The organism is Pseudomonas sp. HP_14 (assembly GCF_055283875.1).
In genome coordinates this window covers 264,944-283,691 of the sequence record NZ_JBTOQI010000041.1, presented here as the reverse complement: position 1 = coordinate 283,691, position 18,748 = coordinate 264,944, and the positions used below count along the sequence as shown (strand labels likewise).

The window sequence follows — 18,748 nt, the reverse complement described above, 5'->3', positions numbered from 1 at the left end:
GTTGAACAAAGAAAGATGTAAACGATGAGCAGACGATATAGGTATAAGAAAAATTATTTAAATAACATTAGTGAATAACGTTAGGTCATCATCCCTCGCTAGCCCGGGGCAAATGCCCGGGTAATTGTCTTAAATGTTGATATAACATAACATTGATAGCCATTTTCAACGCCTGCAGCATTCAGCCAATTGCTGTTTCTTATCCGTTTTGGCACCAATCCCTCACCATGAGCTTTTCAATGACGACCCTCCCTTCGAAGTCTCAGGCTTCCACTCGATTGCAATCGATCGACGCGTTGCGCGGCCTGATCATTCTGTTCATGTTGCTCGACCACGTTCGGGAAACCTTCCTCCTGCATCTGCAGGTTTCAGACCCAATGGACGTGACGACCACGCCGCCCGAATTGTTTTTCAGCCGCACGCTGGCGCACCTGTGTGCGCCGCTGTTCATCTTCCTCACCGGGCTGTCGGCTTACCTCTATGGCGAGCGCCACGGGGCGAGCGAGGTGTCGGGCTTTCTGTTCAAGCGCGGGCTGTTCCTGATTGCCCTGGAAGTCACGCTGGTCAACTTCGCCTGGACCTTCCAGTTCCCGCCGACCACGGTTTACCTGCAGGTGATCTGGGCCATCGGCTTGAGCATGGTGGCGCTGGCCATCCTGGTAAAACTGCCAAGACCTGCTCTGGCGGTGATCGGTGTGGCGATCATTGCCGGGCATAACCTGCTGGATACGCTGCACTTCACCCAGGAGTCGGCGATGTATGTGCCGTGGGCGATCCTGCATGATCGCGGTTGGCTGGTGCCTTGGGATGGCCTGCGTCTGCGCACGTCGTATCCGCTGCTGCCTTGGATCGGTGTGATTGCCCTGGGTTACGCGGCGGGCCCGTGGTTCGCTTCCACGGCAGACTCTCGAAAGCGTCAAAACCGGCTGATGTTGGCAGGCCTGGGTCTGCTGGTGCTGTTCTTCCTGCTGCGTCTGGTTAACGGTTACGGCGAGAAGCCCTGGTCAATCGGTGAGACCGGCGTGCAGACGCTGATGAGTTTCTTCAACATCACCAAGTACCCGCCATCGTTGTTGTTCCTCAGCCTGACGCTGGGCATCGGTATGTTGTTGCTGGTCTGGTTCGAAAAGGCGGCAGGGCGGGCGTGGTTCAAGCCGTTGCTGGTATTCGGCGCTGCGCCGATGTTCTTCTACCTGCTGCACCTGTATGTGCTGAAAATTCTGTACCTGATTGCCGTGGCGATCTGGGGCACGAACAAAGGCAATTACTTTGGCTTTGATTCAGTGGGCGCGGTGTGGCTCTGCTCGGTGTTGCTGGCAGTGGCACTGTTCCCGGCTGTGAAGGCATTTGCCAGCTTCAAGGCGCGGCGTAAGGACATCGCTTGGTTGAAGTATTTCTGAGAATTTTTCCACCGGTCGGCAATCTCGGTGGGACGAGGGAATTCAATGCCCCTGTGGGAGCTGGGCTTGCCCGCGATAAGGCTAGACGCGGTTCACTTTAGATCGCGCCCAGCCTTATCGCGGGCAAGCCCGGCTCCCACATGGAATTGCATTTCAACTCAAACTGTTATGCGTTTAATCGTGATGCGCCTCACCCAAAAACGTCAGCGAAGTAAACAACCCTTGCTCATCAATGTCCGGATTGCCGCTGACTTTCACAACGGTTTCGGCGGCGATGATGTTCAGGCCCTCGTTGCGCACCACAACATTGGCCCGCCCCTGGGCATCAGTGGTTGCGCTGACTTCATCGGGCTGGCTGCGGTAGTCGCCGATCAGTTTGATCCCGGCCAATGGCTTGCCATCCAGCAGTACTTGTACCGGCAGCGCTTTGCCAGGGCCGACGCTCAGCGGGTCGGCCAGTGGCATGATGATCAGTTTCAAGCCTTTCAGTGTCGGCAACTTCACGCCCGGTTCGTAGATCGCCAGGCTGTACTTGAAGGTCTGCAAGGCTGTGACCGCACCGGGGACTTTGGTGCGGCCTTCATTGGTCCACTTCTTGTCGGCGGTCTGCGACCACATGCCGTTGTTCAGCGCCACGGACATTACTGCAGGCCTGCTCAACGGTTGTAGCCGCGCATGGTCGGCAAGGCGTTCGACGGTCACCGGGATCATCTTGCCGTTGATGTCGTAGGCCCAGGCGCCGCTGACTTTTTCGGCCTTGAACTTGCTGTCCTCGGCGCCATGGCCGTAAACCACTTCGATGTTGCCGCGACGTTCTTCAGTCCACAGGCCATGGGCACTGGCCTGTTGAATGGAGAAGGCGCCGAGCAGGCTCAGGGCCAGAATAGTTTTTGTAACGTGCATGGTAAGTCCTTGTTGATCAGAGGCTAAGGGTCAGGCTGACGGTGAAATTGCGGGGTTCGCCGGGGGCGACCCAATAGTTGCTGTAGGAGCGCTCGTAGTATTTCTCGTCGAACAGGTTGTTCAGGTTCAGGCCAACCGTGACGTTTTCGGTCGCCTTGTAATGCGCCAGCAGGTCGACGGTCTGATAAGCAGGCAGTTCGAAGCTTGTGCCTGCCTCGCCGGATCGATCACCGACATAAGTAAACGCGGCGCCCACGTCCGAGCCTTTGAGCAGTCCATTCTGGAATTCGTAGACGCCCAGCAGACTGCCGCTGCGTTTGGCCACGCCAAGGATGCGGCTGCCTGTCGGAATCGTTGTATCGCCTTTGGTGACTTCGGCATCGATGTAGGCAAACGCGCCAATGACCCGCACCGCGTCGGTGACTTGTCCGGTGAATTGCAGGTCGACACCTTGGCTGCGGGCCTTGCCCATGGCCCGGCTTGAGTCAGTCCCCGGATCAAGCGCCAATACGTTTTCCTTCTCGATATGGAAGGCGGCGACGGTGGCGCTCAGGCGGTCGTCGAACAGTTCGGTCTTGACCCCGGCCTCGTAGCCAACGCCTTCTTCGGGCTTGAAGCTCTTGCCTGCGGTGTCTATTCCGTTGTTGGGCTTGAACGAGGTTGAGGCGTTGGCGAACAGGCCGATTTGCGGCGTGAGTTGATAGAGCAGGCCGGTGCGATAGGTCAGTTCGTCATGGCGCTGCTTATTGGTGACGTCGCGGGTGTAGTCATCCGTGCTTTGCTCAATGTGTTCGAAGCGCGCACCGATCATCCCGCGCAGTTTGTCGGTGAAGACAATCTGGTCTTGCAGGTTCAGCGCCTGGCTTTCGACGTGCTCAAAGAAATCCGTGCCGGAGCGCGCACCATTGGGCTTGGGCTGGCCGTAAACCGGCTGGTAGATGTCGATGGCATATGGGCTGCCTGCGGTGGTGGTCACGCGCTCGTTCTTGCGGTAGTTCTCGTACTCGGTGCCGATCAACAGCTGGTGCTCCCAACTACCGATGTCCACCAGGCCACGCAGTTCAAGCTGGGTAATGCTGTCGTGCCAATTCATGTCGCGTTCGCGATACCGGCGGTTGACTGTCTGAGCATCGGCATTCAGTGCGCGGCTTTCCGAAGCGTAACCGGACAGCTCACCTTCCTTGTAATGACTGGCCAGACGCAGAGACCAGAAGTCATTCAGGCGATGCTCCAGCGCCGCCTGGATCATGTTGTTGTCGTTATCAATGTCGCCGTCGTTGGGTTCACCGAGGAAGGTTCGCCGGGACATGCCGCTCCACTTGTTGTTGGGCGCAACGATGCCTCGGTCAAATGTCGAGCTGTGACGGACAAACTCGGTCTCCACCGATAGAAACGTGTCTGGACTCAACTGCCAACTGAACGTCGGGGCAACGAAAACCCGCTTGCTTTCGACGTGATCGCGAAAGCTGTTGTTGTCTTCCACCGCGAGGTTCACTCGGGAAAGCACGCTCTTGTCGTCGTTGAGCGGGGCGTTGACGTCCAGCGCGGTGCGATAGCGATCCCAACTGCCTGCGCTGGTCTGCAGGGTGGTGAAGGCGTCGGCCTGAGGTTTCTTGGTGACGATATTCACTGTGCCTCCCGGATCGCCACGGCCATAGAGGCTGGCAGCGGGGCCTTTGAGCACTTCGATGCGCTCGACGTTGGCGGCATCCGGTGTGCTCGGATAACCACGGTTGGCGCTGAAACCGTCTTTGTAGAACTCGGACGTAGTGAAGCCGCGAATGCTGTATTCGTAGAGGGTCAGGCCGCCGAAGTTATTCTGTTTCGATACGCCACCGGCATAGTCCAGCGCGCGCTCCACGTTATGACTGCCCAGATCCTTGAGCACGTTGGCGGGGATGACGCTGATCGATTGTGGAATGTCTTTGATCGCGGTATCGGTTTTAGTCGCAGTGGCGGAGCGGGTGGCACGGTAGCCGCTGACCGGGCCTGTTGCCGTTTCATAGTTTGAATCGGCATTGACGGTGAGGGCGTCGAGTTCATAGGTATTCGGTGTTTGTTCTGCGTAGCTGGCGTCGGCCAAAAGACCAAAAGCGAGGCCTGCGAATGAGGCCATTTTGCGAGGGGGCATTTCTGACATTCCTTATAGATTCGTTATAGTATAACGTCTCTATCGGGAATTATTTCTATTTGTGTTTATGTCTGGATGTTTCTGAATGTTGCGGCAGGTCGAAGGGCTTCTTCGACCTGCCGCCATCAATCAAGTCCGGAAACGTTTGACCAGACCGTCCAGCTCACTGGACAGAGCGGCCAGACTGCGTGAGTCGGCGCGGGCCGATTCGGCAAGCTCGGCCACCAACTGCGCATCGCCATGGATCTGGCTGATGTGCCGGTTGATGTCTTCCGCCACGTGGTGCTGCTCTTCAGCAGCGGTCGCGATCTGGGTATTCATGTCGCGGATCACGTCTACCGACTCACGGATCTGCCCGAAGCTGCTGCGCGCCTGGCCGATTTTCTCGACCGATTGCTGCGACACGGCAAGGCTGGCATTCATCTGTTGCGTCACGGATGAAGTCCGGCGGGCGAGGGTGCCTAGCAGGTTGTCGATCTCGGCGGTGGAGTCCGCAGTCCGTTTGGCCAGTGCGCGGACTTCGTCGGCAACTACCGCAAAACCACGACCTTGCTCACCGGCACGGGCCGCTTCGATGGCTGCGTTGAGGGCCAGCAGGTTGGTCTGTTCAGCAATGGAGCGGATGGTATCGAGGATGGACTGAATGGCGTTGCTGTCTTTTTCCAGCTGCACCATGGCGGTGGCAGATTGGGACAGTTCAGAACTCAACTGATCAACGCTGCTCACCGCATCGTCGATCTGCCGCTGGCCTTCGCGGGCCTGCCGCTGGCCGTTGTCTGCCGAGTCTGCGGCCTGGCTGCAGGAGCGGGCGACTTCGTTGGCCGTGGCGACCATTTCATGGAATGCAGTGGACACCATGTCCACCGCTTCACGCTGACGTCCGGCCGCATCGGCCATGTTGTTCGAGACCTGAGTCGAGCTGGTGGAGGTGTCGAGAATCTTGTTGGCGGCCAGACCAATATGCTGAATCAGGTTGCGGATCGCGGCCAGGAACTTGTTGAACCAGTTAGCGAGCTGGGCGGTTTCATCGTTGCCGCGCACATCGAGGTTATGAGTCAGGTCGCCTTCACCCTGGGCAATGCCTTCCAGACCGCTGGCCACACTGCGGATAGGGCGCACGATGAGCGAAGCGAAGCTGGCCCCGACAATAGCGAAAATCACGGCTAATACGGCGGCGATAACCGCGATCAGCCAGGTCAGGCGGGTGGCCGAGCCCATGACTTCTTCCTGTTTGATCAGACCGATGAAGTTCCAGCCCAACTGATCGGAAGGGAACACGTTGGCCATGTAGCGTTCGCCATCCAGCGTCACTTCGACCAGCCCGTTGCTGACTTTCGCCAGGTCCGCATAACCGTCACCCAGCTCGGTGATTTTCTTGAAGTTGTGTTCGGGTTTGCGCGGGTCAACCAGGATATTGCCGTTCTTCTCCAGGAGCATCAGGTAGCCGCTTTCGCCAAGCTTGATCTGCTTGACGATGCTGGTCAGTTGCTTGAGCGTCACATCAATACCCACTACACCGCCGGGGTTACCCAGTGCGTTGGTGATAGTACGTCCGGTGTTGACCATGACCGCGTCGTCAGCCGCCCAGTAATAGGCGTCGCTGCGCACCACCTTGCCCGGGTTGGCCAGGGCCGCCTTGTACCACGGGCGGACGCGTGGATCGTAGTCACCGAATTTCTGCCCTTCAGGCCATGGCACATAACTGCCGTTGGCCAGACCGTAGGAAATATAGGAGTAGGCCGGGTGGCTGACGCCCAGGCGGTTGAACAGGGCAATGATGCTTTTGTCGATCTCAGACTCGGGAGCATTCTGCTGATCAGCGGTCATGTAGCTCTTGAGGCCATTGCCTGCACCGGTCACCAGAGGGTTGGCCGCAAGGTATTCGACGTTTTGGCTGATCCCGTCGAAAAACAGCTGCATCGCGTTGGCGACCTGGCGTATTTCGCGACCGCTGCTGTCGGAGAAGCCATCAGTGGCGTCGCTGCGCAGGTTGATGATGACGATGCTGGCCACGACGATGATCGGCAAAGACGCGATCACCGCGAACGCCCACGTCAGTTTCTGTTTGATGTTCATCCATGCTCCGATTGCAGTTCTGGCTCACGTCCCGAGTGAAACCCCGGGTCAGTTTTGGCAGGCACGCAGTAGTGTTGCGAATTTATTGTTGTGGTAACCCGGCTATCGGCTAGGCGCAGGGGTTCTTGAAGGTCTTCACACGATATGTCGATAACCGACTCGCGCATTTCGTCGGCATTGAATCGCGATGGTCTGAACGTCTCTCATGCGGACTACTCCACCTAACTGACGGTTGCGTCATTCAGGTGTTTTCGCAGCGGTTTACGTCCGCAAATCCAAAGACGATCCATAACCGATTGACGAGGTGCCGACATGGCCAAGACAAACACCAGAACGACCGTTGCCGACTTGTTCATTCATGAGCTGTCCGACGTTTACAGCGCCGAAAAGCAGATCACCAAAGCCTTGCCGCGGCTGGCGCGGGCTTCAACCAATCCGCTGCTCAAGGAGGCGTTTGAAGCGCACCTGGAGGAAACCTACGGGCAGATCGAACGTATCGATCAGTTGGTGGAGCAGGGCGAGCTCAAGCTCAAACGCATGAAATGCGCAGCGATGGAAGGGCTGGTCGAGGAAAGCAAGGAACTGCTTGAGGAGATCGAAAAAGGTGAGGTGCTGGATGCGGCATTGATTGGTGCTTGCCAGAAGGTCGAGCACTACGAAATCGCTGCCTACGGCACGTTGATTGCCATGGCGAAACAGCTGGGCATGAAAGATGCTGCCAAGCTACTGGCCGAGACGCTGACAGAGGAAAAGTCTGCGGATGAAAAGCTGTCGGCCATTGCCGAGCAGGGCGGAAATCAGGCGGCGACGATAGCGTCGTAGAGCGCGTCGTCTCGCAGGAAACGAGCATCTGTAGGCGTGAGCTTGCTCGCGATAACGATTAATCAGGCGAGTTTCTTTTGACTGATCAATTGCAATCGCGAGCAAGCTCACTCCTACAGGGCGGGGGTGTTTCAAGTCAATGTTTGATGAGATACATCCTCTATCAAGCGATGCTGTAACCCTCAAACGCCTTGCCCTGTTGCAGCGCAGTGACGACATTTTTGCGGTTGACCGGCAACTCGTTGCCTTCGTTATCGGTGAATGTCTCGCTCTGCAGGGCAGCTTCGTCGCCTTCGCCAACAAAAGTGAAGCCGAGGAATTCAAAGGCTTCACGGTCGACATTCAGGTTGGAGCGCGGCGTACGCAAAGGCAGGCTGACGCTTTGACCGTCCTTGCTGATGGTGTAGACCTCGGCTTCTTTCTTGGCGCGGGCCACCTTGCTTTTGCCTGTGCTCGGGTTGCTGATCGCCTGATGAGTCTGGTTCAGCACCTTGAGAGCCAGGCTGTAGACCAACTCTTGAAAGGCAGGATCGTCTTTATAGCTGGACAGGATCCGGCTGATCGGGAACTGCGTGCTCAGGTCGGCCAACGCTGCGCTGTCGGCCGCCTCGGCGTCCTTGAGACGTTTCAGTTCGCCCATCAGTTCGTAGGCTTTGTCGTCGTCGAAATCGTCCTGGGCCTGGCGGATCGCGGCCCGCAGCTGACGGATTTCGTCGCTTTCCTTGGCGGTCTGGAATGCATCAAGCACCATCTCGCTGATGGTCTTGGCCTGAGGCACATGCTGTGAAAGACCGATGGAGTTTTCGTACTCCAGCTTGGAGGAGGTCACGGATTCAGTTGTCTGGGAATCAAGCATTGAATTTCACTATTTCAGGTTTGAGGCGCGAAAAGTCACTGGCCTTTCGGGGCGCTTAATCTAGTGGACGCAAGCCCTGTTGTCACGGACCAATGCCCGAGTGGTCTATTTCGCGCGTTTTAGACAAGCATTAGCAAAACCGTACAATGCTGTACTTGTGTTTTCCCCCGCAGCTGTTGATCATCGCGCCCTTGAATCACTGACCAACAGAGAAAGTTGCACATGAGCACAGGCTTGACTGAAGACGATATGCGCAGAGCGCTGGGGCTGGATGTTCCATCACCGGCGACACCAGCACCTGTAGAACAAGAGGTCAAGCCCGAACCGGTTCAGACGCCTGTGCCTGCGCCAGTTGCCAAAGCACCGTCCCCGGCGCCGCGCCCGAAAGCCAAACGCTTGTCCCCGGCTTTGCTGGTGACCTTGAGGGTGACCAAAGAGTTTGAAGGCGAGGAAACACTGTTTGTCCACGAAGCCAAAACCTTGAGCACCTTTGACGCCGAGCAAGAGGCCCGCAAGGCGGCTGCGAAAGAGAAGTACAAGTACTTTGAAGTGGTATCGATCAAGCGCGTTGAATGACAGCATTTTCAGATGAAACACGTTACTGGTAGGAGGCAACTTGTTGGCGAGGCCTTAGCCGAGTTAACACAGGGTAAAAAGCCTCGCCAACAAGTTGCCTCCTACCGGTTATGCGGCGGATAAAGATAACTGTCACCCCACTGCACTCAACCCGTGATATCCCCGATCAAAGTAGACCAGCGCCGCGGCATCCTGCTGTCGACTCAGCGCTACAACCTCGCAGAAAAGAATGTCATGAGTGCCGACACTGACGGTCTGGCTGACCTTGCAATCAAAGGAAGCGGCAGCACCTTCAAGTACCGGCGAGCCGGTGACCCAGGACTCCCATTGCGCCGCAGCAAACCGCTCGGCCATCGGCGTTTTACCGCCAAACAGACTGGACAGGTCTTGCTGCTCACAGGTCAGGGTGTTAACGCACAGTGTGGCGTTGGCCGTCAGCGCCGCGTGGACCGACGCCGAGCGGTTCAGGCAGACCAGCAGCGTCGGCGGGGTATCGGTGACGCTGCACACTGCGGTAGCGGTAAACCCGAAGCGGCCGTGCGGGCCGTCAGTGGTGATCACATTGACGGCTGCGGCCAGTCCGGCCATCGCATTGCGGTAATCCTGTTGAGGGATTGGCAGCAACGTCTGGGCGACCGCGAGAAGTTCGGATGCTTGCATGGGATATCTCCGCTCAGGCCTGTCTGGCCAGATAGTCGAGAAGAACACGATTGAATGGCTCGACGTCGCTGACACTGGACGCATGGCCGCCATATTCAAGTAACGCTAACTGCCCGGCGGGCAGCGTATCGGCGAGGTGTTGCGAGCGTTGCCATGGCACCAGCATGTCGTCGCGGTTAGCGATCAGCAGCGTGGGTGTGTTGATGTTCGCCAACTGACCTTCGACATCAAAGGCCTGAAGCGCGGCAATTCGGCGTAGCAGGTTATCGATATCGGGGAAGTGCGCCAGTGCGTGAGCTTCGTCTTCGGCCAGTTGGGCACTGTGCCCGGCGATCCAGTCTGCGGGATAGAGAAACAGCGCCTGTGCCTGCACGTAGGCAGCGGGGCCAGTGTCGCGCAGCAGGTTCTTGCGCACCGCGAAGCAGCGCTCGCTGTGTGGGTTTGGACTGCTCCAGGCGTTGATCAGGACCATGCTTCGCAACAGTTGCGGCCGTTGCAAAGCCAGTTCCAGTCCGACAAGTCCACCCAGCGCATGGCCGATGAAGTGACAGTGCTGCACGTCAATACGGTCGAGCAGTGTGAGCAATTCGGTGGCCATGGTCGCAATCGAATAATCCTCGGCAAGGGTCGCCGGGCTGCGGCCAGTTCCGGCCTGATCGTAAACCACCACCCGATAGCGCCCAGTCAGCACCGGCAGTTGCGGTGCCCAGAATCGGGCCGAACCACCCAGGCCTGAACTCAGTACCAGTGTCGGCGCGTCAGTTGCCTGATTGCCGAGGATTTCGTAATGCATGCAAGGCTCCAATTCAGACGCTCATGTGCCTGTTTGTTATGGGGAGGGGACTCATCAATGTTGAGCCTCGATTTCGCGGCAAACGTCGGACCTGTAGGAGCTGCCGAAGGCTGCGATCGCGGTATGCCTATATGAATGCTTCGCAGCCTTCGGCAGCTCCTACAGGTCCAATGTTTGCCATCCGATACGGCCAGCTTTACACCCGGAGAAATCAGCCGATGTGGGCGATGCTGGCAATCTCGATCAGCGCTTCGGGCTTCACCAGTCCGCACTGAATGCAATAGCGCGCAGGTTTTTCCCCGGCGAAGTATTCGGCGTAGACCTCGTTGACCTTCGCGTAGTCGGCCCAGTCCTTGATCATGATCATGTTGAACGTAACGTCGTCCATGGTGCCGCCTGCGGTTTCAATCACGTTCTTGATGGTCTCCAGCACATGGCGGGTCTGGGCCGTCGCGTCGCCGACATGCACCACATTGTTGTCCTTGTCGAAGGGCAGGGTGCCAGATACATACAGCACGCCGTCAGCCATGGAGCCTGGAACGAATGGGGCGATTGGCTTGGTGGTGCCAGCAGGAATGATCGCTTTCTTGGTCATGGGTTTTCCTCAGAGAGTGGTCGTTTGTGGGGTGAAAGTGCTGCAGAAATCTTCAACGCTGGACACCCAGCCGAAAAACGTTTCGATGTTGAACAGCGCCGCCTGCTGAGCGAACGCAGGCCCTGCCTGATGCGTGGCATCGGCCAGCACGACACCGAAGTATTCAAGGAAGAAACCGTCGCGCAGGGTTGACTCGACGCAGACGTTGGTGGCGATGCCGGTAAACACCAGATTGCGGATGCCACGGCTGCGCAGCACGCTGTCGAAGCTGGTATTGAAGAAGCCGCTGTAGCGGGTTTTCGGCAATACGATGTCGCCCGGCTGTGGTTGCAGTTCGTCCACCAATTGATAGTCCCAGCCGCCTTTGGCCAATAGCTGGCCTTGCAGCTCGGGGCGCTTGCGCATGGTTTTCAGCGCGTTGGACTTGTGCCAGTTGGGTGAACCCGGGCCGCCTGCCTCGACGTATTCCGGATCCCAGCCGTTCTGGAAGAAAATTACCGGCATGCCCGCAGCGCGTGCAGTGATCAACGCTTTCTGAATGCTGGCGATCACCGGGCCGGTAGTGCTCACATCGAACCCGGCCAGGTCCAGATAACCGCCCGGCGTCGAATAGGCATTCTGCATATCGATCACGATCAGAGCTGTTTCGCTGGCCTTCATGCTCAGCGGTTCCGGGCTTGCCTTCAATTGGCGGGCGGGCTCGTTGGTGTCTGGCGATAGATAGCCTGAAACGGGAGCGAGGGCATTCATCAGGCAGATTCCTTGAGCAGATTGATGTGTTGGCGACTGGTCATCAGCGGCTGGATCTTCTGCCCGAAATCCTCCACGCCCTGTACGAAGTCATCGAAGGTCAGCATCACGCCTTGGGTGCCCGGCACGGTCGCGACCTCGTCGAGCATGCGTGCCACCGAGGCCCATGAACCGACCAGCGTACCCATGTTGATATTCACTGCTGACGTCGGGTCGGCCATCTGGCGCATGTTCGAACCGGGGCTCTTGTCGGCGGAGCCTTTATCGCTGAGCCAGGCAATCGCCTCCTCGTCGGCACCCGCCTTGATGTGCTCCCAGCGGGCGCGGGCGGCTTCATCCGTGTCATCGGCGATGATCATGAACAGTGGGCATGAGGTGACGTTGCGGCCGGTTTTCTCGTTGGCTTCGATCAGCTTTGCAGCGGTCGGCGCATAGGCCATCGGGGTGTTCACGCCTTTGCCGAAACAGAAGTTGTAGTCGGCGTATTGCGAAGAAAAGGCCATGCCCGCTTCGCTCTGGCCTGCACAGATCAGCTTCATGTCGGCTTGAGGTTTAGGGCTGACGCGGCAGTCGTTCATGGTGAAGTACTTGCCTTTGAGATCGCTGTGCCCGGTGCTCCACAGGTCCCGCAGCACTTGGGCGTACTCGGCCAGGTATTCATAGCGCGTCGAGAAGAAGTCATCTCCCGGCCACATACCCATCTGCTCGTATTCCGGCTTCTGCCAGCCTGTCACCAGGTTTACGCCAAACCGCCCATTGGAAATCGAATCGATGGTCGACGCCATGCGCGCGACGATGGCCGGTGGAATGGTCAGGGTCGCAACCGTCGCGAACAGGTGGATGCGGCTGGTAACAGCGGCGAGTCCCGCCATCAGCGTGAAGGACTCCATGTTGTGTTCCCAGAACTCGGTCTTGCCGCCGAACCCACGCAGTTTGATCATCGAGAGGGCGAATTCGAAGCCGTAATGCTCGGCCTTCTGCACGATTGTCTTGTTCAGTTCGAACGTCGGCATGTACTGCGGCGCGTTGCTGGAGATCAACCAGCCGTTGTTACCGATAGGGATGAAGATTCCAATATCCATGTGAAGGCCTCTTGCATGCGGTGGCAATGAACGGTGCGCCCGGCGGAGTCCGGCAGCACGCTACACAAGCCGTTTTGCATGAAGCAGGCCAGCTTTTGATTGTTGTTTTAAAACAAAGGGTTGGTTGGTGAGTGGTCGTGTTTTCAGACCATTTGGTCTGGATTAGAGCACTTGGTTTGTGCGTGGTGCACGCAGACGGGGCAGAGAGTTGGATTTGATCCGTATCCTGACGCCGCGCTGTCTTGAGGCAGGCATGGTTTCTGTAGGAGCTAACTTGTTGGCGAGACGTTGGACCTGCACAGCCAGACATTCCGTCTCGCCAACAAGTTGGCCCCTACAGGTTTCGCGTTTTCTGCGAGAACGCTTTACCCAGCCCCCATCCACCGAGGTAAAGTGCCCCGGTATTCAATGTTGACGCGGTCGTAAATGTGAACAACCAACCTCCAGTGACGCCTCCCAAATCAGTCAAACGCAGCCGTGTGGTGAAGCCCAAGGCGGCTGTGGTCAAGGCCAAAGCCAAGCCTGTGGTCAAAGGCAAGGGGACGCGCGAAGCCAGTGCGTCGACGGTCAATCGGCGGATGCGTTTAATAGAAGGCAAGCGCACGGCGATTCTGGATGCGGCGCTGGAGATTTTTTCCCGCTTCGGTTTGCATGGCACCAGCCTGGACCAGGTGGCGAACATGGCTGATGTGTCCAAGACCAATCTGCTTTATTACTTCGCCAGTAAAGAAGAGCTCTACACCAGTGTGTTGCGACAGCTACTGGATGTCTGGCTAAAACCGCTGCGCGGCTTCAGTGCGGAGCAGGATCCGGTTGAAGCGATCAGTGAGTACATTCGGGTCAAGCTGGAGTTGTCTCGCGATCATCCTGCCGAGTCACGGTTGTTCTGTCTGGAGATCGTTCAGGGGGCGCCGTTGATGCTGGCTGAGCTGGAGCAGCCGTTGCGCGATATCGTCGAGGCCAAGGTCTCGGTGATTCAGGGCTGGATAGAGGCGGGTAAACTGGCGCCGGTTGAGCCGCATCACCTGATCTTTTCGCTGTGGGCCACGACTCAGCACTATGCGGACTTTGCCAGCCAGATCAATGCGGTGACTGGCAAGACGCTTGATGATCCGGTGTTCTTTGCGCAGACGCTGGAAAATCTGCAGGCGATGATTCTCAACGGCATCCGCCCGCGCTAAAAGCCCATCCCATTGACCCACCTCAATGCCCATGCCCGCTTTTCGTGCTCGTCCCGCCCAAACCAAGTGCTCTGCTTTGGACCATTTGATCTGTTTTTAGCGCTCTGAAAAGCTAACCATCTGAAACGTATAGCTATTCAAAGACTGGCACAGTTACTGCTATCCCCTGAGCAGCTGTCCGGTCGGAGATTCTGATCGGTCGAGCCTTATCCCGCTGCTGGCCTACCATCAGGATGATCAACAATGCTCAACAGATTTCTTAAGCAAACCTTGGGTGCGGCAATATTGCTGGGGCTGGCGAATGGCGCTTCCGCAGAGGGGTTGACCCTGGAGAAGCCGGCGAAGATCGCCATGGTTTACATCAGCCCACGCAATGACGGTGGCTGGACTCAGGCGTTCGATGAATCGAGGGTCAAGCTGGAGAAAGAGCTGGGCACCAAAATTCAGTACGTGGAAAGCGTTCCTGAAAACGCCGCTGCAATCACACCGGTGGTTGATCGGCTGATCGCTCGGGGCGCCAACGTCATCATCGGCACCGCGTTTGGCTACTCCGACACCTTCCTTGATCTGGCGAAGAAGTACCCGAAGATTGCCTTCCTCAATGGCTCGGGTACCACCAATGCGCCGAATCTGGAATCCTTTTACGGTCGCACTTACGAAAGTCAGTACCTGTGCGGCATGGTCGCGGGCGCGGCATCGAAGACGGGCAAGCTGGGCTTCGTCGCTGCCAACCCGTTTGGGCAGGTCAATTGGACAGTCAATGCCTTCGCGCTGGGCGCGCAACAGATCAACCCGAATGCCACCGTTAACGTGATTTACACCGGCGCCTGGAATGACCCGGTCAAAGAGCGCGCAGCCGCCATGGCTCTGATCGATAACGGCGCCGATGTACTCGGTCAGCACGTGGACAGCCCGACGCCACAAATCGTTGCGCAAGAGCGCGAAGTGCTGGGCACCGGCTACCACCGTGACTTGAGTGAGTTCGCGCCCAAGGCCACCGTTTGTTCTTCGGCCTGGGTCTGGGATCGCTTTCTTGCCCCTGAACTGAAGAAGATCATTGCTGGTAACTGGGTGCCTGATCCAAAAGGCGCGCTGCTTTCCATGGAGCAAGGTGGCACAGACATTACGCTGACGGCGGGCGAGCACATTTCTGCCGAGAACAAGCAAAAGATCGAGGCCGCTCGTGAGGAGTTGATGAAAGGCCAGAAGATCATTTACAGCGGCCCGATGAGTGATCGAGACGGCAAGGAACGTATTGCTGCCGGTACAAGTTTGCCGGATGCCGACCTGTGGAAGATGGACTGGTTTGTCAAAGGCGTGGCCTCTCAGCAATGAGTCAGGCGAACGCGATCCAGCTCATCGGCATCAGTAAATCCTTCGACGGTTTCAAGGCCCTGACTGACGCGCACTTCTCCGCTAAATGGGGCGAAGTGCATGCCTTGCTCGGTGAAAACGGTGCAGGCAAATCATCGCTGATGAACATCGCCGCGGGTTTGTACGCGCCGGAGAGCGGCTCGCTGTTGATCGACGACAATCCGGTGCGGCTTGGCGGCCCGAAGGATGCGAGCCGCTACCACATCGGTATGGTTCACCAGCATTTCAAGCTGGTGCGACCTTTTACGGTTGCTCAGAACATTCTGCTTGGCCTGCCTGATGCTGTGGGGCAGGGCAGCTACAGCAAACGCTTGAAAGCACTTGAAGAACAGATCAGCGCCAAGGCTCAGGAACTGGGCTTTGCTATTGATCCGCGCCAGACCATCGAAAATCTGTCGATTGCCGAACAGCAACGAGTGGAAATCCTCAAGGTGTTGCTGGCGGGCGCGCGCATCCTGATTCTCGACGAGCCCACCGCAGTGCTGACCGATCAGGAAGCCGAGCGCTTGCTGGCAACGGTTCAGTCATTTGCCCGGCAGGGCGCGGCGGTGGTTTTGGTGACGCACAAAATGTCTGACGTCAAACGCTTTGCCGACCGGGTGACGGTAATGCGCGGTGGCCGGACGGTGGAAACTCTTGATCCGCAAAGCGTATCGGTCGAGCAACTGGTGCGTTTGACGGTGGGGGAATCGCAGACCGTTGCCGAGCACCCGCGAGCATCGGCTGGCGAGGCAAAACTGGTGGTGCGTAACCTGCGCTCTTTAGCGGGTCAGGGGCCGTTGGCTGGCGTCGATATGACGCTGCATGCCGGACAGATTTACGGCATCGCCGGGGTAGGGGGCAACGGCCAGAGTGAACTGGCCAATGCCTTGATGGGCCTGCCGCAAGCCGTCGAGGGGGAAATGTTGCTGCAGGGCTTTGGCGATTTGTGCGGCGCATCTGCCGAGCAACGCCGGGATTTGCGCATCGCGTCGATTCCCGCCGACCGCTACGGCGCTGCGTTGGCAGGCTCGTTGTCCGTGGCCGAGAACTTTGCCATTGGGCAGATTCACAGTGGCCGCTACGGCTCGTTTTTTCGTCTGCGCAGCAAGCGTATGGATGAGGATGCCACCGCCGCTATCAGCGCATTCGATGTGCAGGGTGTTCGCTCGCTGCAACAGAAGGCCGCGCTGCTGTCCGGTGGTAACGCGCAGAAACTGGTGATCGCCCGGGAATTTAGCCGCGACCCGCAACTGGTGCTCGTTCACAGTCCCAGCCGGGGGCTGGATGCCAAGGCGACCGCTGCGGTGCACGGTCGTTTGCGGGCCGCGCGGGACGCGGGGGCGGCGGTGCTGGTGATCAGCGAAGACCTTGATGAGGTGCTGATGCTGGCCGACCGCATCGGAGTCATGAACAGCGGCCGGATCGTCGCAGAATTCGAACGCCCGGCGGATCGCCAGGCGATAGGCAAGGCCATGGTGAGTCATGACTGAAGTGATACTGCAATCCCCGGCCAACAAGCCCGCACGACGTCAGCCGTTGCTGGCGCGCCGCTATGCACTGGAAATTCGTCAACAGTTGGCCTGGTACTGGCAAGCGCTGGTGATTGCCCTGGCATTGGTTGTCGGCCTGGCTATTTCGGCGGCGATTCTGGTCGGCGCGGGCGTTCCGGCAGAAGAACTGCTCAATGAGTTTGTCGTGCTGACCGTGCTGGACCCGCAGAACTTCAAGGCGGTGCTGTTTCAGGCGGCACCCATGATTCTGGTAGGGCTGGCCGGGTGCATGGCGTTTCGTGCGCGGTTCTGGAACCTGGGTCTTGAAGGCCAGATGATCTGGGGCGGCATTGGCGCTACTGCCATCTCGTTGTTCGAAGTTGGCCCGGCGTCGATTCGACTGCCGTTGATGTTGGCGGCGGCAATGATCTGCGGGGTGCTCTGGACCCTGGCGCCGGTGCTGCTCAAACTGCGTCTCAAAGTCAACGAAATCATCTCGACCCTGATGCTCAACTACATCGCCGCCAATTTCCTTCTGCATCTGCTCTACGGCAACTGGAAAGACCCTCGTGACAACTTTCCATATTCCCCGGCATTCCGGAGCTTCGAGCGCTTGCCTGATCTGATCGATGGCTACAACGCGGCGATTGTTCTGGCGATCTTCGTGACCGTTTTCGCGCTGTGGTTTATTGGTATTTCCCGGGCGGGTCTGTACCTGCGTTTTGTTGATGCCAACCCGCGAGTTGCCGACGCCGTGGGTGTGCCGGTGCGCAAAATGATCATCGGTACGGTGTTGCTCTCCGGGGCTCTGGCCGGGATTGCCGGCTTTATCGTCACCGCCGGGCAAGAAGGGCGACTGACTCAGTCGTTTTATCAGGGCTATGGCTTTTCCGGGATTCTCATCGCCTTTCTGGCACGCAATAACCCTTTGGCGGCAACCATCGTTGCCTTGCTGGTCGCGCTGTTGTTCGTCGCCGGGCGCAGCTTGCAGGTCTTCTATCAGATCCCGTTTTCCATGGTGCAATTGATCCAGGCCATTCTGGTGATCTGTGTGGCCTCGTCGGACTTTTTCATTCGCCATCGCATGCGACTGATCCAAAAGGGAGAGCAGTGATGGACATGATTGCCAACTGGCTGGGCAACTCCCCTGACTTTGCTGTGCCATTCGCACTGGCAGCCCTGGGCCTGATTCTGACCGAGCGTGCCGGGGTTCTTGCGCTGGGTGCCGAAGGCTTGATGCTGGTCGGTGCGCTGGCGGCGATCGGCGCACAACTGAGCTTCAGTACGCCGATGATCTCGCTGATCATGGCCATGCTCGCCGCCAGTGTCGTGTCGCTGTTATTCGTGCTGATGGTGCTGGTGATGCGCATCAATCAGGTTATTGCCGGGTTGGCGCTGGTGTTCTTTTGTCAGGGCCTCACCGGGTTGCTCGGTACCTTGCTGGAATGGACCAACCAGCCTGTGACGGGATTGGCCGCTGTTGCGCTTTGGCCGCTTTCAGAGTTGCCGCTGGTCGGGAAGGTCTTTGTACAAAATCCGCTGGTTTACCTGACGCCGCTGATTTTTCTCGGCGTGGTCTGGTTCCTGTATCGCAGTCATGCCGGCCTGCGTTTGCGGGCAGTGGGTGAGAACCCACAAGCCGCGGATGCAGCGGGTATTTCCGTGTTGGGCTATCGGCTGGCTGCGATTCTTGCCGGGGCAGCGCTCATCGGTCTGGCGGGTGGATACATTTCGGTCCTCAGCACCAAGATGTGGATCGCGGACATGACCGGCGGACGGGGCTGGATTGCGGTATCACTGGTGATTTTTGCGCGCTGGTCACCCTGGCGTGCTCTGGCCGGTGCCATTCTGTTTGGCTGCATTGAAGCACTGATTCCACAACTGGCCTCGACCGGGATTCGCCTGCCGCAGTACTTCGTGCTGATGACGCCGTATGCCGTTACGCTGATGGTCATGATCTGGGTGGCAATGGACAAAAACGCAAAGGCGGCAGGTTCAGGCAATCAACCGGGTGCGCTGGGCGAAGCGTTCATTCGTGAGGAACGACGTTGAGGCTTATGAATGCGGCAATGCAGAC

17 protein-coding genes and 1 pseudogene are annotated in these 18,748 nt (G+C 57.9%); 8 read left to right on the top strand and 10 right to left on the bottom strand.

Annotated elements, in window-relative coordinates; genetic code table 11:
- Positions 1-239: 239 nt before the first annotated feature.
- Positions 240-1,400 carry an acetyltransferase domain-containing protein gene (locus ACYASS_RS20485; protein WP_463587464.1) on the top strand — a complete coding sequence of 387 codons (1,161 nt, stop codon included), beginning with the start codon at positions 240-242 and terminating at the stop codon, positions 1,398-1,400.
- A gap of 174 nt (positions 1,401-1,574) precedes the next feature.
- Here ACYASS_RS20485 and ACYASS_RS20480 read toward each other — a convergent pair whose 3' ends face one another.
- From ACYASS_RS20480 to ACYASS_RS20465, 4 genes and pseudogenes are all read right to left on the bottom strand, one after another.
- Positions 1,575-2,303 carry a DUF4198 domain-containing protein gene (locus ACYASS_RS20480; RefSeq protein WP_463587463.1) on the bottom strand — a complete coding sequence of 243 codons (729 nt, stop codon included), beginning with the start codon at positions 2,301-2,303 and terminating at the stop codon, positions 1,575-1,577.
- A 16-nt stretch (positions 2,304-2,319) separates the two neighbouring features.
- Complete coding sequence (locus ACYASS_RS20475; protein ID WP_463587462.1) at positions 2,320-4,434, bottom strand: TonB-dependent siderophore receptor; 2,115 nt, start codon at positions 4,432-4,434, stop codon at positions 2,320-2,322.
- A gap of 129 nt (positions 4,435-4,563) precedes the next feature.
- Positions 4,564-5,292, bottom strand: a complete 729-nt coding sequence (locus ACYASS_RS20470; protein WP_463587496.1) for a methyl-accepting chemotaxis protein — start codon at positions 5,290-5,292, stop codon at positions 4,564-4,566.
- A gap of 129 nt (positions 5,293-5,421) precedes the next feature.
- Positions 5,422-6,510: pseudogene (locus tag ACYASS_RS20465) on the bottom strand (HAMP domain-containing protein); the annotation flags it as partial.
- 312 nt (positions 6,511-6,822) lie between these two features.
- Between ACYASS_RS20465 and ACYASS_RS20460 the strand changes: the two are divergent.
- A complete protein-coding gene (locus ACYASS_RS20460) occupies positions 6,823-7,332 on the top strand; it encodes a YciE/YciF ferroxidase family protein (RefSeq protein ID WP_463587461.1) in 510 nt (169 codons plus the stop codon).
- Positions 7,333-7,495: 163 nt separating this feature from the next.
- On the opposite strand, the gene ACYASS_RS20455 is transcribed toward ACYASS_RS20460, so the two are convergent.
- Complete coding sequence (locus tag ACYASS_RS20455) at positions 7,496-8,188, bottom strand: hypothetical protein (protein ID WP_463587460.1); 693 nt, start codon at positions 8,186-8,188, stop codon at positions 7,496-7,498.
- Positions 8,189-8,410: 222 nt separating this feature from the next.
- On the opposite strand from ACYASS_RS20455, the gene ACYASS_RS20450 reads away from it, so the two are divergent.
- The gene (locus tag ACYASS_RS20450; RefSeq protein WP_243248421.1) at positions 8,411-8,764 is read left to right on the top strand and encodes a hypothetical protein; all 354 of its coding nucleotides are present in this window, start codon (positions 8,411-8,413) and stop codon (positions 8,762-8,764) included.
- Positions 8,765-8,896: 132 nt separating this feature from the next.
- Here ACYASS_RS20450 and rutF read toward each other — a convergent pair whose 3' ends face one another.
- The 5 genes from rutF to rutA form a co-directional block, all read right to left on the bottom strand.
- Complete coding sequence (gene rutF / locus ACYASS_RS20445; protein ID WP_243248420.1) at positions 8,897-9,424, bottom strand: NADH-dependent FMN reductase RutF; 528 nt, start codon at positions 9,422-9,424, stop codon at positions 8,897-8,899.
- A gap of 13 nt (positions 9,425-9,437) precedes the next feature.
- Positions 9,438-10,217, bottom strand: a complete 780-nt coding sequence (gene rutD / locus ACYASS_RS20440; protein WP_463587459.1) for a pyrimidine utilization protein D — start codon at positions 10,215-10,217, stop codon at positions 9,438-9,440.
- 211 nt (positions 10,218-10,428) lie between these two features.
- On the bottom strand, positions 10,429-10,812 hold the full coding sequence (gene rutC / locus ACYASS_RS20435; RefSeq protein ID WP_095097126.1) for a pyrimidine utilization protein C: 384 nt from the start codon (positions 10,810-10,812) through the stop codon (positions 10,429-10,431).
- A 9-nt stretch (positions 10,813-10,821) separates the two neighbouring features.
- The gene (gene rutB, locus ACYASS_RS20430; protein ID WP_463587458.1) at positions 10,822-11,562 is read right to left on the bottom strand and encodes a pyrimidine utilization protein B; all 741 of its coding nucleotides are present in this window, start codon (positions 11,560-11,562) and stop codon (positions 10,822-10,824) included.
- The gene (rutA, locus tag ACYASS_RS20425) at positions 11,562-12,644 is read right to left on the bottom strand and encodes a pyrimidine utilization protein A (RefSeq protein ID WP_463587457.1); all 1,083 of its coding nucleotides are present in this window, start codon (positions 12,642-12,644) and stop codon (positions 11,562-11,564) included. Before rutA ends, rutB begins: the two co-directional genes overlap by 1 nt.
- A gap of 428 nt (positions 12,645-13,072) precedes the next feature.
- Here rutA and rutR point away from each other — a divergent pair, with 428 nt between their 5' ends.
- From rutR to ACYASS_RS20400, 5 genes are all read left to right on the top strand, one after another.
- Positions 13,073-13,825: an HTH-type transcriptional regulator RutR gene (gene rutR, locus ACYASS_RS20420; protein WP_463587456.1), complete on the top strand. Its 753-nt coding sequence runs from the start codon at positions 13,073-13,075 to the stop codon at positions 13,823-13,825.
- Positions 13,826-14,068: 243 nt separating this feature from the next.
- Complete coding sequence (locus ACYASS_RS20415; RefSeq protein ID WP_463587455.1) at positions 14,069-15,160, top strand: BMP family ABC transporter substrate-binding protein; 1,092 nt, start codon at positions 14,069-14,071, stop codon at positions 15,158-15,160.
- Positions 15,157-16,671 (top strand): ABC transporter ATP-binding protein, encoded by a 1,515-nt coding sequence (locus ACYASS_RS20410; RefSeq protein WP_463587454.1) that lies wholly within the window; start codon positions 15,157-15,159, stop codon positions 16,669-16,671. The genes ACYASS_RS20415 and ACYASS_RS20410 overlap by 4 nt, the downstream gene beginning before the upstream one ends.
- Complete coding sequence (locus ACYASS_RS20405) at positions 16,664-17,785, top strand: ABC transporter permease (protein WP_463587453.1); 1,122 nt, start codon at positions 16,664-16,666, stop codon at positions 17,783-17,785. The genes ACYASS_RS20410 and ACYASS_RS20405 overlap by 8 nt, the downstream gene beginning before the upstream one ends.
- Positions 17,785-18,723, top strand: a complete 939-nt coding sequence (locus ACYASS_RS20400; protein WP_463587452.1) for an ABC transporter permease — start codon at positions 17,785-17,787, stop codon at positions 18,721-18,723. The genes ACYASS_RS20405 and ACYASS_RS20400 overlap by 1 nt, the downstream gene beginning before the upstream one ends.
- Positions 18,724-18,748: the final 25 nt, after the last annotated feature.

What these genes read in the sequence shown, in the direction of transcription:
- ACYASS_RS20485 (WP_463587464.1), top strand. Translation starts at nt 240, where the DNA reads ATGACGACCCTCCCTTCGAAGTCTCAGGCTTCCACTCGATTGCAATCG.
- ACYASS_RS20480 (WP_463587463.1), bottom strand. Translation starts at nt 2,303, where the DNA reads ATGCACGTTACAAAAACTATTCTGGCCCTGAGCCTGCTCGGCGCCTTC.
- ACYASS_RS20475 (WP_463587462.1), bottom strand. Translation starts at nt 4,434, where the DNA reads ATGCCCCCTCGCAAAATGGCCTCATTCGCAGGCCTCGCTTTTGGTCTT.
- ACYASS_RS20470 (WP_463587496.1), bottom strand. Translation starts at nt 5,292, where the DNA reads ATGGTGTCCACTGCATTCCATGAAATGGTCGCCACGGCCAACGAAGTC.
- ACYASS_RS20460 (WP_463587461.1), top strand. Translation starts at nt 6,823, where the DNA reads ATGGCCAAGACAAACACCAGAACGACCGTTGCCGACTTGTTCATTCAT.
- ACYASS_RS20455 (WP_463587460.1), bottom strand. Translation starts at nt 8,188, where the DNA reads ATGCTTGATTCCCAGACAACTGAATCCGTGACCTCCTCCAAGCTGGAG.
- ACYASS_RS20450 (WP_243248421.1), top strand. Translation starts at nt 8,411, where the DNA reads ATGAGCACAGGCTTGACTGAAGACGATATGCGCAGAGCGCTGGGGCTG.
- rutF (WP_243248420.1), bottom strand. Translation starts at nt 9,424, where the DNA reads ATGCAAGCATCCGAACTTCTCGCGGTCGCCCAGACGTTGCTGCCAATC.
- rutD (WP_463587459.1), bottom strand. Translation starts at nt 10,217, where the DNA reads ATGCATTACGAAATCCTCGGCAATCAGGCAACTGACGCGCCGACACTG.
- rutC (WP_095097126.1), bottom strand. Translation starts at nt 10,812, where the DNA reads ATGACCAAGAAAGCGATCATTCCTGCTGGCACCACCAAGCCAATCGCC.
- rutB (WP_463587458.1), bottom strand. Translation starts at nt 11,562, where the DNA reads ATGAATGCCCTCGCTCCCGTTTCAGGCTATCTATCGCCAGACACCAAC.
- rutA (WP_463587457.1), bottom strand. Translation starts at nt 12,644, where the DNA reads ATGGATATTGGAATCTTCATCCCTATCGGTAACAACGGCTGGTTGATC.
- ACYASS_RS20415 (WP_463587455.1), top strand. Translation starts at nt 14,069, where the DNA reads ATGCTCAACAGATTTCTTAAGCAAACCTTGGGTGCGGCAATATTGCTG.
- ACYASS_RS20410 (WP_463587454.1), top strand. Translation starts at nt 15,157, where the DNA reads ATGAGTCAGGCGAACGCGATCCAGCTCATCGGCATCAGTAAATCCTTC.
- ACYASS_RS20405 (WP_463587453.1), top strand. Translation starts at nt 16,664, where the DNA reads ATGACTGAAGTGATACTGCAATCCCCGGCCAACAAGCCCGCACGACGT.
- ACYASS_RS20400 (WP_463587452.1), top strand. Translation starts at nt 17,785, where the DNA reads ATGGACATGATTGCCAACTGGCTGGGCAACTCCCCTGACTTTGCTGTG.